This window comes from Umezawaea endophytica (assembly GCF_025061645.1).
Classification (GTDB): Bacteria; Actinomycetota; Actinomycetes; order Mycobacteriales; family Pseudonocardiaceae; genus Umezawaea; species Umezawaea endophytica.
The window spans coordinates 37,299-50,666 of sequence record NZ_JANYMP010000028.1; the positions used below are offsets into that span (position 1 = coordinate 37,299).

At 70.1% G+C, this 13,368-nt stretch carries 14 protein-coding genes; 4 read left to right on the forward strand and 10 right to left on the reverse strand.

Annotated elements, in window-relative coordinates; genetic code table 11:
• Nucleotides 1–9 precede the first annotated feature (9 nt).
• From NZH93_RS39760 to NZH93_RS39770, 3 genes are all read right to left on the reverse strand, one after another.
• Nucleotides 10–690, reverse strand: coding sequence for a response regulator (locus tag NZH93_RS39760; RefSeq protein ID WP_259628482.1), 681 nt, complete (start codon nt 688–690; stop codon nt 10–12).
• The gene (locus NZH93_RS39765; RefSeq protein ID WP_259628483.1) at nt 687–1,862 is read right to left on the reverse strand and encodes a sensor histidine kinase; all 1,176 of its coding nucleotides are present in this window, start codon (nt 1,860–1,862) and stop codon (nt 687–689) included. The genes NZH93_RS39760 and NZH93_RS39765 overlap by 4 nt, the downstream gene beginning before the upstream one ends.
• A 133-nt stretch (nt 1,863–1,995) precedes the next feature.
• Complete coding sequence (locus tag NZH93_RS39770) at nt 1,996–2,796, reverse strand: oxidoreductase (RefSeq protein WP_259628484.1); 801 nt, start codon at nt 2,794–2,796, stop codon at nt 1,996–1,998.
• A gap of 66 nt (nt 2,797–2,862) precedes the next feature.
• Between NZH93_RS39770 and NZH93_RS39775 the strand changes: the two genes are divergently transcribed.
• Nucleotides 2,863–3,489, forward strand: coding sequence for a helix-turn-helix transcriptional regulator (locus tag NZH93_RS39775; RefSeq protein WP_259628485.1), 627 nt, complete (start codon nt 2,863–2,865; stop codon nt 3,487–3,489).
• 27 nt (nt 3,490–3,516) lie between these two features.
• On the opposite strand, the gene NZH93_RS39780 is transcribed toward NZH93_RS39775, so the two are convergent.
• Nucleotides 3,517–4,263, reverse strand: a complete 747-nt coding sequence (locus NZH93_RS39780) for a phosphoglyceromutase (protein ID WP_259628486.1) — start codon at nt 4,261–4,263, stop codon at nt 3,517–3,519.
• Nucleotides 4,264–4,323: 60 nt separating this feature from the next.
• Nucleotides 4,324–5,856 carry an MDR family MFS transporter gene (locus NZH93_RS39785; protein WP_259628487.1) on the reverse strand — a complete coding sequence of 511 codons (1,533 nt, stop codon included), beginning with the start codon at nt 5,854–5,856 and terminating at the stop codon, nt 4,324–4,326.
• 126 nt (nt 5,857–5,982) lie between these two features.
• On the opposite strand from NZH93_RS39785, the gene NZH93_RS39790 reads away from it, so the two are divergent.
• Nucleotides 5,983–6,609 carry a TetR/AcrR family transcriptional regulator gene (locus tag NZH93_RS39790; RefSeq protein WP_259628488.1) on the forward strand — a complete coding sequence of 209 codons (627 nt, stop codon included), beginning with the start codon at nt 5,983–5,985 and terminating at the stop codon, nt 6,607–6,609.
• 15 nt (nt 6,610–6,624) lie between these two features.
• Here the strand turns inward: NZH93_RS39790 and NZH93_RS39795 are convergent, their stop codons facing one another.
• Both NZH93_RS39795 and NZH93_RS39800 read right to left on the reverse strand, forming a co-directional pair.
• Nucleotides 6,625–7,446 (reverse strand): NAD(P)H-binding protein, encoded by an 822-nt coding sequence (locus NZH93_RS39795; protein ID WP_259628489.1) that lies wholly within the window; start codon nt 7,444–7,446, stop codon nt 6,625–6,627.
• A 112-nt stretch (nt 7,447–7,558) separates the two neighbouring features.
• Complete coding sequence (locus NZH93_RS39800; protein WP_259628490.1) at nt 7,559–8,542, reverse strand: TIR domain-containing protein; 984 nt, start codon at nt 8,540–8,542, stop codon at nt 7,559–7,561.
• Between the two features lie 164 nt (nt 8,543–8,706).
• On the opposite strand from NZH93_RS39800, the gene NZH93_RS39805 reads away from it, so the two are divergent.
• Complete coding sequence (locus tag NZH93_RS39805; RefSeq protein ID WP_259628491.1) at nt 8,707–9,165, forward strand: SRPBCC family protein; 459 nt, start codon at nt 8,707–8,709, stop codon at nt 9,163–9,165.
• On the opposite strand, the gene NZH93_RS39810 is transcribed toward NZH93_RS39805, so the two are convergent.
• Both NZH93_RS39810 and NZH93_RS39815 read right to left on the reverse strand, forming a co-directional pair.
• Nucleotides 9,162–10,025 (reverse strand): SDR family NAD(P)-dependent oxidoreductase, encoded by an 864-nt coding sequence (locus tag NZH93_RS39810; protein WP_259628492.1) that lies wholly within the window; start codon nt 10,023–10,025, stop codon nt 9,162–9,164. The two genes, NZH93_RS39805 and NZH93_RS39810, sit on opposite strands and share 4 nt — an antisense overlap.
• Nucleotides 10,022–10,747, reverse strand: coding sequence for a dioxygenase family protein (locus NZH93_RS39815; RefSeq protein ID WP_259628493.1), 726 nt, complete (start codon nt 10,745–10,747; stop codon nt 10,022–10,024). The genes NZH93_RS39810 and NZH93_RS39815 overlap by 4 nt, the downstream gene beginning before the upstream one ends.
• Nucleotides 10,748–10,837: 90 nt before the next feature.
• Here NZH93_RS39815 and NZH93_RS39820 point away from each other — a divergent pair, with 90 nt between their 5' ends.
• Entirely contained in the window at nt 10,838–11,392 is a 555-nt protein-coding gene (locus NZH93_RS39820; RefSeq protein WP_259628494.1) for a TetR/AcrR family transcriptional regulator, read from the forward strand.
• 66 nt (nt 11,393–11,458) lie between these two features.
• Here the strand turns inward: NZH93_RS39820 and NZH93_RS39825 are convergent, their stop codons facing one another.
• Complete coding sequence (locus NZH93_RS39825) at nt 11,459–13,036, reverse strand: AMP-binding protein (RefSeq protein ID WP_259628495.1); 1,578 nt, start codon at nt 13,034–13,036, stop codon at nt 11,459–11,461.
• Nucleotides 13,037–13,368: the final 332 nt, after the last annotated feature.

Here is a 13,368-nt window from a genome sequence, read left to right on the forward strand (position 1 = left end):
TCGGCCGGGTCAGGACTCGAACTTGTAACCGAGACCCCGGACGGTGACGAGGTGCTTGGGGATCGACGGATCGGGTTCGATCTTGGACCGCAGGCGTTTGACGTGCACGTCCAGCGTCTTGGTGTCGCCGACGTAGTCCGCGCCCCACACCCGGTCGATCAACTGGCCCCTGGTGAGCACCCGGCCCACGTTGCGGAGCAGGTACTCCAGGAGGTCGAACTCCTTCAGCGGCAGGCTCACCTCGGCGCCGTCGACCGTGACGACGTGCCGCTCGACGTCCATCCGGACCGGCCCCGCCTCCAGCACCTGCGGCAACAGCTCCTCGGCCTCGCCGCCGCGGCGGAGCACCGCGCGGATCCGGGCGATGAGCTCACGGGCCGAGTAGGGCTTGGTGACGTAGTCGTCGGCGCCCAGTTCGAGGCCGACGACCTTGTCGATCTCGCTGTCCCGCGCAGTGACCATGATCACCGGGACGGCGGACCTCAGGCGCAACTGCTTGCACACGTCCGTGCCGCTCATGCCGGGCAGCATCAGGTCGAGCAGGACGATGTCGGCGCCGTTGCGGTCGAACTCCTCCAGCGCCTCCTGCCCGGTCGCGGCGAGGGCGGCGGTGAAGCCCTCCTTGCGGAGCAGGAAGGCGAGCGGATCGGCGAAGGACTCCTCGTCCTCCACGATGAGCACCCTGGTCACAGCTCTCCTCCGTGCGTTGTGGCGAGTTCCTGCTCTGGCAGGGTCAGTACCCCGTCCACCTGGTCGAGGTGGACGGGGATGCGGAGGGTGAACGTCGAACCGGTGCCCGGCAGGCTCCACAGCTTCACGTCGCCGCCGTGGTTCAGCGCGACGTGCTTGACGATGGCCAGGCCGAGCCCGGTGCCGCCGGTGGCCCGCGAACGGGCCCGGTCGACGCGGTAGAAGCGTTCGAAGACGCGGGTCTGCTGGTCCTCGGCGATGCCGATGCCGCGGTCGGTCACGGCGATCTCCACGAACCCGTCCACGAGCCTGCGGCTGATCGACACCGGACTGCCCGGCGGCGAGTAGGCGACAGCGTTGTCAAGGAGGTTGCTCAACGCCGTGACCAGCAGCATCCGGTCGCCCTCGACGACCAGACCGGCCGGTTCGTCGCTGCTGATCGCGATGCCCGCCGACTCGGCGCCCAGCCGCGAGCGGCCCAGCGCCTCGGACACGACGGTGTCGACCTCCACGGCGGTCAGCTCGGGCAGCTTCTCGGCACCCTGGAGCCGGGACAGCGCGATCAGCTCGGTCACCAGCGTGCCCAGCCTGGTCGCCTCCTGCATGATCTTCGCGCTGAACTTCCGGACCTGCTCCTCGTCGTCCACGGCGTCCAGGACGGCCTCGGCGAGCAGCGCGAGCGCCCCGACGGGCGTCTTCAGCTCGTGGCTGACGTTCGCCACGAAGTCGCGCCGCGTCGCCTCCAGCCGCACCGCCTCCGACTCGTCGGAGGCGTCCACGACGGTGAAGCCCTCGGTCAGCACCATCACCCGCGCGTGGACGGCCTGGGCCTGCCGGCCCCCCTTGACCTCCAACTGCGACAGGTCGACGTGCACGACCTCACCGGTCCGGCGGACGATCTCGGACGCCCTCCTGGCCCGGTCGTCGGCGCGGTTGTTGCGCACGACCCCCAGTTCCTCGGCGCGGGCGTTGTTCAACACCACGTCGCCGAAGCCGTTGAGGACGACGATGCCGTCGTGGGACGACTGGACGACCATCGCCATGAGGTCGGCGACGGTCAGTCCGGTCGTGGCCGAGCTCGTCCTGCGGACCGTGGCGCGGCCGGTGAAGAAGGCCGCGCCGCCGATCAGCACGAGGCCGACCACCAGTGCGAGGTAACCCGTTGCGGTCACGTTCGAAGTGTAGGCAGGTCAGGGTGGTCGCGGCCTAGAGCGGAACGGCCAACCGTGACTCCCGCGACACCCGCTGGACGGCTTGTTCTTCGCCCGGCCAACCCGTGTTCACCCAGTCGTGTCCATCCGGCGTTCAGAACTCGGCGAGGTCCTCTTCGGACAGCCGCAACCCGCCCGCGGCCAGGTTCTCCTCCAGGTGGGCCGGGGAGGACGTGCCGGGGATGAGCAGGATGTTCGGCGAGCGGTGCAGCAGCCACGCCAGAGCCACCTGGCGGGGGGTCGCGCCGTGCCGCTTCGCCACCGTCTCGAGGTGCTCCAGGTCGAGCGGCTGGAACCCGCCGAGCGGGAAGAACGGCACGTAGGCGATGTCCTGGGCGGCGCACTCGTCCACCAGCGCCTCGTCGTCGCGGTGGGCGAGGTTGTAGTGGTTCTGCACGCACACCACCGGCGCGATGGCCCGCGCCTCGGCGAGCTGGCCGATCGTCGCGTTGCTGACGCCCAGGTGCTTGATCAGCCCCTCGCGCTGGAGGTCGGCGAGCGCGGAGAAGCCCTCCCGGACGGACGAGCCCCCGTCCATCACCCGGTAGTTGACGACGTCGATGGCGTCGACCCGGAGCCTGCGCAGGTTGTCGTGCACGGCCGAGCGCAGCTCGTCCGGCGACAGCGCGGGCAACCACGCCCCCGTGTCGTCGCGCTTGGCGCCGACCTTCGTGACCAGCACGAGGTCCTCGGGGTACGGGTGCAGCGCCTCGCGGATGAGGTCGTTCACGACGTGCGGTCCGTAGTAGTCGCTGGTGTCGATGTGGTCGACACCCAGCTCGACCGCGCGGCGCAGCACCGCGCGGGCCTGGTCCGCGTCCTTCGGCGGCCCGAACACCCCCGGTCCCGCGAGCTGCATGGCGCCGTACCCGATCCGCTTCACCTTCAAGTCCATGCCACCAGGGTGGACGGAACCTGCCACCACCCGCACCTCGTGGCCACAAGCTGCCATGCTCGGGGCATGGACCTGATCGAGGTGGTGCACGGCGAGCGCGAGCTGTTCGCGAGGGCGGGTCACCTGTTCGACGTCGACGAGCTGGCGTGCGCGGCGAACACGCTGTTCACCTGGTGGAGGACGAACCCGGAGCCGCAGCCGAACCCGAGGAGGCTCAAGCGGCTGCGCAAGATGTTCCGGCTCAGCGCGATGCTCGACCCGTCGTGGTCGCAGCAGGCGCACGTGATGGCCGAGCACGGCGCGGAGGTCCGGGTCACCGCCGACGAGCTGAACGAGACGCTGCTGCTCGGCCACCGGTTCGTGATCATGGCGGGCGACATGTCGCGCGGCGAGCGGTCCTACAGCGTCATCTCCGCCCCGGAGGCCGTGCAGGGCATCCACGCGCTCTACGAGGCCGCGTGGCGGGCCGCCAGCCCCCTGGAGGTGCACGACGCGTCGATGGTCGAGCTGCGGCCGCTGACGCCCGGAATCCTGACGGCGTTGAACGACGGCCTGACGGACGAAGCGGCGGCACGCGCGCTGGGGCTGTCCCTGCGCACGTACCGCCGCCGCGTGGCCGAGCTGATGGCCGCCATGGGCGCCACGTCCCGCTTCCAGGCGGGATCGCGCGCCCGTGAGCTGGGGTTGGTCTGATCCGGGTTGGTCTGATCCGGGGTTGGTCTAGCGCCCCTGGTTGGCGACGGCCTTGATGGCGTCCGCGGCCGCGTCGGGGTCGAGGTAGAGGCCGCCCCTGGTGATCGGCTGGAGCGCCTCGTCCAGGTCGTAGCGCAGCGGGATGCCGGTCGGGATGTTGAGGCCCGCGATGTCGTCGTCGGAGATGCCGTCGAGGTGCTTCACCAGCGCGCGCAGCGAGTTGCCGTGCGCCGTGACCAGCACCGTCTTGCCCGCGCGCAGGTCCGGCACGATCGCCGACTCCCAGTACGGGAGCATCCGCTTCACGACGTCGAGCAGGCACTCGGTCAGCGGCAGGTCGGGGCCGAGGTCCGCGTAGCGCGCGTCGGCGTCCTGGCTGAACTCGGTGCCGGGCTCGATGGGCGGCGGCGGGGTGTCGTACGACCGACGCCAGAGCATGAACTGCTCCTCGCCGAACTCGTCCAGGGTCTGCTTCTTGTTCTTGCCCTGCAACGCCCCGTAGTGCCGCTCGTTGAGGCGCCAGTCCCGCTTCACCGGGATCCAGTGCCGGTCGGCGGCGTCGAGCGCCAGGTTCGCCGTCGAGATCGCGCGGCGCAGCAACGAGGTGTGCAGCACCTCCGGCAGCACCCCCGCCGCCTTGAGCAGCTCACCTCCGCGCTTGGCCTCGGCGACCCCCTTCTCCGACAGGGGCACGTCCACCCAGCCGGTGAACAGGTTCTCGGCGTTCCACACGCTCTCGCCGTGGCGGAGCAGGACCAGGGTTCCCACAGACATGCGGCCAGCCTAAGGGGTGGCGCCGCACCCGCGAACGGGGCGAGTGCGGCCCCACACCCGTCACACCTCGGCCGCGACCACGTCCTCCGCCGTCACCCGGCCGCGCAGCGGCACCTGCTTGACGAACCACGCCACCACGACGCCCACGGCGGCGACGCAGGCCGCGACGGTGAACAGGGTCGTGACGCCGTCGGTCACCGCGGCCTGGAACATCCGCTGCGCGGCCTCCGGCAGCGACTTCAGGATCGCGGGCGTCATCTGGTTGGCCTCGCCCGGCAGGGACGAGCCCGCGGCCAGCGAGTCCGTGAGCGAGCTGGTGTAGAGCGCGCCCAGCAGGGAGACGCCCAGCGAGCTGCCCATGTTGCGGAGGAACGTCGACGCGCCCGTGCCGGCGCCCATGTCGCGGAGCTCGATGCTGTTCTGCGCGATGAGCGTGGAGGTCTGCATCAGGCAGCCCATGCCCGCGCCGAGCAGGACCATGTAGAGGGCGGTGGTGGTCTTGCCGGTGTCGACGTCGATGGTGGCGAACAGGCCGAGCGCGAGGACGATCAGCGCGGTGCCGACGATCGGGAACGCCTTGTAGTGGCCCGTCTTGCCGATGATGGCGCCGCTGGCGAGCGACACGGTCATGGCGGCGATCATCATCGGCATCAGCAGCAGGCCGCTGTTGGTGGCCGACGAGCCCTGGACGAACTGCTGGAACTGCGGCAGGAACGTCACGGCGCCGAACATCGCGAACCCGGAGATGAACGCCAGCGCCCCGGCCAGGGTGAAGTTGAGGTTGCCGAACACCCGCAGCGGCATGATCGGCTCGGCCACCCGGCGCTGCACGGCCACGAACGCGACGAACGTCACCAGCGTCAGCGCGATCAGGCCGAGGATCGTCGGCGAGGACCACTCGTACTCCGTGCCGCCCCAGCTCGTGATCAGGACCAGCGACGTGATCCACACGGTCAGCAGGCCCGCGCCGAGCCAGTCGATCTTGGCCCTGCCGGTGCCGCGGGGCAGCTTGGCGAGGGTGAACCAGCAGACCACCAGCGCGATGGCGCCCAGCGGCAGGTTCACGTAGAACGCCCAGCGCCAGGAGAAGTTGTCGGTGATGAACCCGCCAGCGAGCGGTCCGCCGATCATCGCGACCGGCATCACGGCCATCATCAGGCCCATGTACTTGCTGCGTTCCCGCGGCGGGATCATCTCGCCGACGATCGACAGCACGCCGACCATGAGGCCGCCCGCGCCGAGGCCCTGGATGGCGCGGAACGCGATCAGCTCGCCCATGTTCTGCGACATCCCGGCGAGCGCGGAGCCGCCGAGGAAGACGACCACCGACGAGATGAACGTGATCCGGCGGCCGAACAGGTCGCCGAGCTTGCCCCAGATCGGCGTGGACGCCGTCGAGGCCAGCACGTAGCCGGTGGTCACCCAGGCGAGGTGGCTCAGGCCGCCGAGGTCACCGACGATCGTGGGCAGGGCGGGCGCCACGATCATGTTGTCCAGCATCGCCAGCAGCAGCGCGATGACCAGGCCGCTCATGGTGACCATGATCTGCCGGTGGGTGAACTGGGCGGGCGCCTCCGCCACTTCTGTCGTCATCTCGCGCTTCCTTCACGAAGAGCACAACTTACTTACCGGTCGGTTGGGAGAGTACCTACTGACCGGCCGGTAAGCAACGCTATAGTTCGGGGAGAACGGCAAAACGGACGGAAGGGAGGGCAACGCGTGACCCAGCGACGCAAGACGGGCGACGACCGCCGAGCCGAGATCCGACGCGTGGCCCTGGAGCTCTTCACGGCCCACGGGTACGAATCCACGTCGATGCGCGAGATCGCCGAACGGCTGGGCATCACCAAGGCCGCGCTCTACTACCACTTCGACAGCAAGGAAGCGATCGTCCGCAGCCTGTTCGAGGAGCGCGTGGCCACGTTGGACGCGCTGATCGAGTGGGCCGAGGCCCAACCGCACACCCCCGAACGCGCCGCCGAGGTGGCCGCCGGGTGGTTCGGCCTGGTCGTCGAGGGCGGCCTCAGCTTCGCCAGGTTCGCCATGGCCAACCAGGCCTCGCTGCGCGACCTCGTGCCCCATAAGGGCGGGGGCGGCCTGGACCGCATGCAGCGCGTCTCCGCGCTGCTGGTCGACCCCGACACGCCCCCGCTGGAGCTGCTGAGGATCCGCATGGCCCTGATGACGGCCAACCTCGCCGTCATGGGCTCGCAGGGCCTCGACCTCACCGACGAGGAGATCATCACCGCCGCGGCCGACGCCGCCAGCCTGCTGGTCCCCGGCTTCGCCGACGCCATCGCCGCGCGGGCGGCGGCCGCCAAGGTGAAGGCCGCCGCGACCGCGTGAGTCCGCTGTGGACGGTCAGCGGAACTCGTCCACGTGGTCGTCCACCCACTCGGCGAACGACGCGGGCGGCCGTCCCAGCACCCGCTCGGCCGTCGCGGTGGCCGGGGAACCGCCCGCCCTCGCGGCGGCGATGAACTCCAGGACGGCGTCGAACGCGGCCGACCCGCCGAACCGCGCCCGCGCCTGGTCCGGCGGCAGTTCCTCGATCCGCACGTCCGCACCGACGGCCTCGCCGATCAGCTCCACCTGCCGTTCCTGCGACAGGAGTTCGGGCCCGGTGAGCAACTCGCTCACGTGCTCGCCGCCGCCAAGGAGCGCCGCGACCGCCACCGCGGCGATGTCCCGCTCGTGCACCGGCGCCGTGACCGCGTCGGCGTGCACCAGCCGGACGACCCGCTCGTCACGCACCGACCCGGCCCAGTTCAGGGCGTTGTTCGCCAGCACCAGCGGCCGGATCGGCGTCCACCTCAGCCCGGACTCGGCCAACTCCCGCTCGACCGCCCGGTGCTCCTCCGCGATCAGGTTGCCGACAGCGGCCGGCAGTAGCACGCTGCCCGACGACAGCAGCACGACGTGCTCCACACCCGCCGCCTTGGCCGCACCGACGAACCCGGCCGCGCCTTCCGTTGGGGCGTAGAGGAAAACCGCCGAAACACCGTCCAACGCACCCCTCAGGGTGTCGGGCTTCGTGAGATCGGCGACGACCACGTCCGCCGAATCGCCTGCCGCGAGCTTCCGCACCGACCCCCGAACCCGCCGCCCCGCGGCCACGAGCTGCTCGACAACATGCCGCCCGACACCACCACGGGCACCGATCACCAGGATCCGACCGTCCACAACGCACTCCTCGCGCTCCGAAAACACGGGCGCGCCAAGGGAGTGGTGACACACGGAGCGTTCCGACGCAGCACACCGTGCACCACGACCCTAGCACCGGCGAACGCCGTCGTCAGTCGAGCTCCCGGAGAGCGGCCGTGACCATGTCGATCAACTCGTCGGCGACGTTCGTGACACCTTGAGCGCCACGGTCCAGAGCCTCCCTTCGATGCCGCGGCGAATCGGAACCCGAATACAGGAAGAAAGGCGTGACGTTCCCGCGGTCGCGAATCTTCTCCAACAACTCGTAACCCGCCCTCGGACTTTCCGGTCGTCCCATGTCCGAGATCACCGCCGCGAACCTCTCACCCTCGAGAACCTCGACCGCCTCGTCCGTGGAGGAAGCCAGGGCGAACTCGATGCCGAAGGATTCGAAGGCTCCGCGCTCGTGCCTGTTGTTGAGAGGCCGGTCGTCGACCCACAACACCCTCCGCTTCCAGTCCTCGCTCTCCCCCTCGGAAATCCTGCTGGTCACCTCGGCACCGCGAAGAATGCGACCCGCCACGTCGGAGGCGATGGACGTGAGGTCACGGTCGTCGCCCCGAGAGCCGGACTCATTCCCGACCTGGGCCTCCACCAGGGAGAAGGCCCCCACCACGAACTTCTGGAACTGCTGGACCGTCATGCTGGAGATCCGAGCGGTCGGGGACAGCCCGGCGCCCTCGTCCGCGACCTGCGCCTGCTTCACCAACTCCGCGGCCCTGAAGGCGACGCGGGAGAGCCTCCTCTCCCACAGGTCCCCCTGGAGGATCTGGGGCAGCAGGTCATCCGACATCTGCGGATCCGCCACGTACACGATGATCGGAATACCAGCGCCCCAGAACGCCCCCAACTCCGCACCGCACCAGCTCGACTCGACGGATTTCCGAGTGGCGACGAAAACGCAGACGCTGCACAACTGCACGGCCGAACGCAGTTGCTCGCGAAGGGAACCCCCGGACTTCATCTCGGTCGGCCGCCAGTACGGCACTCCGAGGTGTTCCAACCAGTCGACCACGTTCTCGAACTCGAGCTCGTTGTCGAACGAATGGCTGATGAAAACCTTCAGGGCCTCCACCTCCGATCACGAAACCCGCGCCCACCGGATCGGCGGGCGACCAAGCGGATCGCCCTCCTCCGCCGCGGTCGCACCAGCGCAACACTCCACGGCTCCCGATCGTCCGCACATTTGCGGACGATTGCTGAAAGGGCAGCCAAGGAAGCCCGCTCTACCATCGACCTGTGCCGCACTTCGAGGTCACCACGAGCATCGCCGCGCCGCCTCGCCGCGTCTTCGACGTCTCGCTCGACGTGGACGTGCACACCGCGTCGATGGCCGACGCCGGGGAACGGGCGGTCGACGGCGTCACCTCCGGTGGGCTCGTGCTCGGGGACACCGTGACCTGGCAGGCGAGGCACTTCGGGGTGCTCTGGCGAATGACGTGTCGGATCAGCGCGTTCGAGCCGCCCGCGCGCTTCGTCGACGACCAGGTCGACGGCCCGTTCCGGCACTGGCGACACGAACACCGCTTCGCGCCGGACGGGCGCGGTGGCACCGTGGTGCGCGACGTGGTCGACTTCGCCGCCCCGCTCCGCCCGTTCGGCACGATCGCCGAGCTGGCGGTGCTCAACCGGTACCTGCCCAGGCTGATCCGCGACCGCAACCGCCACGTCAAGGCCGTCGCCGAGGCACCGGCCTAGGACCCGAGCGGCGCGACGCCCACCTCCTCCGCCGTGCGCCGGTAGACCTTCGCGGCGAGCACCGCGTCGCGGGCCTGCTCCGACGGCGTGGCGGGGGCGGCCTTCGCGAAGTACCCGCCGTTCGGCCGCGGCGGGGACGTGCTGACCGCCAGGTGCACCGGCGTCCGCGCCCCCTCGTCGGGCGTCGACGAGAACAGGCCCGCCAGCTTGCCGAACGCCTTCATGCCACCACCGGCGTTCGAGGTGAAGCCCGTCCTGACCACGCCGGGCGAGGCGCTGTACGCGCTCATCCCCTCGGGCAGCCGCCGCGCCAGTTCGGCCGTCGCGAGCACGTTCAGCAGCTTCGCCGTCCCGTACACCGGCATCTGGCCGAACCGGTCCCGCCACGAGGTCCCGAGGACGTCGAGGTGCTCCCGGTCGAGCCTGCCCCGCTTCTCCAGGTCGCTGGAGACGTTGACGATCCGCGCGCCCGGAGCGAGAACCCCTTGGGAGAGCAGGAGGTGCGTCAGCAGGAACGGGGCGTGGTGGTTGACGGCGTGTGTGCGTTCGGCGCCGTCGGGCGTCTCGGCGTAGCCGGGGAAGGCCGCGCCCGCGTTGTTGACGAGGACGTCGACCGGCTCGCCGCGCGCCGCGAGTTCCTCCGCCAGCGCCCGGACGTCATCGCGGACGAGCAGGCTCCCGTGGTGCGATCCGGCCAGCAGCTCACCGCCCGGCACCCGACGAAGTCCTTCGGTGGCCGTGCGAGCGCTGGCCGCGTCACGGGTCAGCACGACCACGCGCACCCCCGCGCCCAGCAACTGCCGCGCGACGGCCGTCCCGAGCCCACCCGCCGCCCCGGTGATCACCGCGGTCCTGGTCATCCTCGTCCTCCCGCACGCCGGACCTTCACCGTGATGGCACCCACCACGCCGTCGGCCGTTTCGCTGATGTCGAGCCAACTCCCCGCCGACCCCTTGGCCAGGCGGATCTCGATGTCGTTGTCGTTGGTGAACGGGCTGCGCCCGCGCCGGTCGTACGGCGGCGTCGCCTGTACCCGTGCCGAGAACTCGTCCGGGAAGTAGAACTCGGTCGTCACCAGGTCCACCCCGTCGAGGAACGCCCGGTAGTGGATGTGCAGCGTGCGCGGCGTGTACCAACCGGGCACGACCGTCCGGAACTCCACCACCCCGTCGCCGTCCGCGACCTGCCGCCCGCGCAGGAACGTCGTCGCGTCCGTCGGCCGGTAGCGGCGCAGCACCATCAACGGCATGTTCGGGAACTTGTCCGGGTCGTACGCCTGGTACCCCGAGTACGTCCCGAACGCGTCGCAGTGCCAGATCTCCACGCTGGCCCCCGCCACGGGCTCACCCGTGTCGACGTCCACCGTCCGGACCCGCAGCAGCAGCGGAAGCCCTTCGCGGTCCTCCCGCACGTCGGTCCGCACCGGCGGATCAGCGATGTAGTACGGCCCAGGACTGGACGCCGCCGTGGCGTGCCCCGCACCGCTCTCGCGCGGGTACCGCCGGTTGTCGATCCTCCCCAACACCGTCGACAACACCCGTTTCCGCAGGTGGTCACGCCTGGTCGGCTGCTCGACTGACACCCCAACCCCTCATCTATGAGTCAACTTGTCTCACAGTGAGCCTCCCATCGCGCCCAACTCTGAGTCAAGTTGTCTCACTACACTGCTGACGTGACCGATCCCCGCAGCACCCGCAGCCGAACCGCGATCCTCACCGCGGCCCGCGCCCTGCTGCTCAAGGAGGGCCCGGCAGCGGTCACCCACCAACGGGTCGCGCAGGAGGCGGGCATCGGCCGCGCCACCGTGTACCGCCACTGGGCCCAGCCGGAACAACTGCTGCTGGCCGCCATGTCGGGCAGCGACCTGCCGTACTTCCGCGACCCGACGCCTCCAGTCCGCCCGTGGCTGCGCGACCAACTGCGCGCGATGGCCACCGAGATGGCGCTGCCGGAGGTGGTCGCGGTCACCCTCACCCTCATGCAGGGCGCCGTCTGGAGCCCCCAGATCGCCGACCAGCGGAACCACGCGATCGCGGCGATCACCGACAGGCTGCGAGCCGCCCTGGAGATCGCCGCCACCACAGGGGAACTGACCGCCGACGTGTCCCCGGACGACGCGGCGTCACTCCTGATCGGCCCACTCGTCTACCGCACCGCCATGCAGGCGGGCACCGTGCCGGACGCCCTGATCGACAGGCTCCTCGACGGCATCGGCCTCTCCCGCTGACCAACGGCCCACGCGCACGAAAAAGGCCCCCGGCCACGATCTCGCCGGGGGCCCCTTGTCGGAGTGCTACGAACCAGCCTTCTCCCGCGCCCGCAGGTCCTTGCGCAGGATCTTCCCCGCGGCCGACTTCGGGATGGCCTCGATGAACTCCACGACCCGCACCTTCTTGTGCGGTGCCACGCGTTCCGCGACGAAGCCCATCACCCCGGCGTCGTCGAGGTCGTCCGCGCCCGCCTGCCGGACGACGAAGGCCTTCGGGACCTCCTCGCCCTCGGCGTCGAGAACGCCGACCACGGCGGCGTCGGCGATCTGCGGGTGGGTCAGCAGGACGGCTTCCAACTCGGCCGGCGGGACCTGGTAGCCCTTGTACTTGATGAGCTCCTTGACCCGGTCGACGATGGTGACGATGCCGTCGGCGTCGATGACGGCCACGTCGCCCGTGTGCAGGTAGCCGTCCGCGTCCAGGGTCGCCTCGGTGGCCTCGGCGTTGTTCAGGTAGCCCTTCATGACGTTCGGGCCGCGGCACCAGAGTTCACCGCGTTCGCCCACGCCCACGTCCTCGCCGGTGGCGGGGTCGACGAAGCGGTTCTCCATGTTCGGGTAGATGACGCCCACGGTGCCGACGGAGATGTCGTCGCGGCCCTCGGGGATGGCGTGGCTGACGGGGCTCATCTCGGTCATGCCGTAGCCCTGCAACACCTTGCAGCCCAAGCGCTTGCGGACGGCCGCGGCCAGGTCGACGTCGAGGGGGGCCGCGCCGGAGAAGATCGTGTCGATGGCGGACAGGTCGAACTGGTCGACGAGCGGGTGCTTCGCCAGCGCGACGGCGACCGGGGGCGCGATGTAGACGCGGTCGGTGCGGTGCTCGGCGATGACGCGCAGGAACTCCGGCAGGTCGAACCTCGGCATGGTGACGACGGTGGCGCCGACGTAGAGGCCGTTGTTCATCAGGACCTGCATGCCGTAGATGTGGAAGAACGGCAGCACGGCGAGGATGCGGGTGTGGCCGCCGATGCGGATGATCGGGTCGCTCTGCACGATGTTGGCGACGAGGTTGCGGTGCGTGAGCATCACGCCCTTGGCCTTGCCGGTGGTGCCCGAGGAGTACGGCAGCACGGCGACGTCCTCGGCCGGGTCGATCACCACCTCCGGCACGGGGCCGGTGCTCGCGAGCAGGTGCGGCAGCGCGGGGTGGCCCTCGGCGCCGTCCAGGACGACCACGTCGTCGGCGGCGAGGCCCACCTGCTGCGCCGCGGGCCAGCCGTTCGGCAGGAGCACGGAGACGGTGAAGAGCATCTTGGCGCCCGCGTCGGCCAGTTGGCTGGCGACCTCGTTCGCGGTGTAGAGCGCGTTGATCGTCGTGGCGGTGGCGCCCGCGCGCAGGATGCCGTGGAAGACGACCGCGTAGTACGGCGTGTTGGGGCTGAGGATGCCCACGACGTCGCCCTTGCCGATCCCCCTCTCCGCGAGTGCGGCGGCGACCCTGTCGATCGCACCGACGAGCTGCGCGTAGGTCATCTCGGCGCCGGACGCGCCATCGATGAGCGCTACCTGGTCGGCGCGCTCGGCGACGTTCGCGAAGAGCAACTCGTGCAAGGAGACGTCTGGAACCACGACGTCGGGGAACGGACTGCGGAAGACCATGCGGCTGCCTCATTCGATCGGCGGTCGGCCCTGATCGCGTCATCGTGAGTCACGCCACAGCCGAGGTCAAGGTGTACCGAGACGTTACGTTCTCAGATCAATAACACTCGAATGGAGTAGCGGATGACCTTGTGGTGCGGCTGCCCGATCTGCGAAGTTGGCATGGCCTGCGCGGCTCGGCTCCCACGCACTCCACGAGCCACGCGGGGAACCTCGCGGTTCGCATTCCCCCCGTCGGACCGCGGCCCGCTGGACTTCCGGGCTCCCCCCGCCCGATGTCCGCTTTAGCGGGGAATCAACGCGGGGTGGTCCGAGTTGTGACTCCCCCTCTC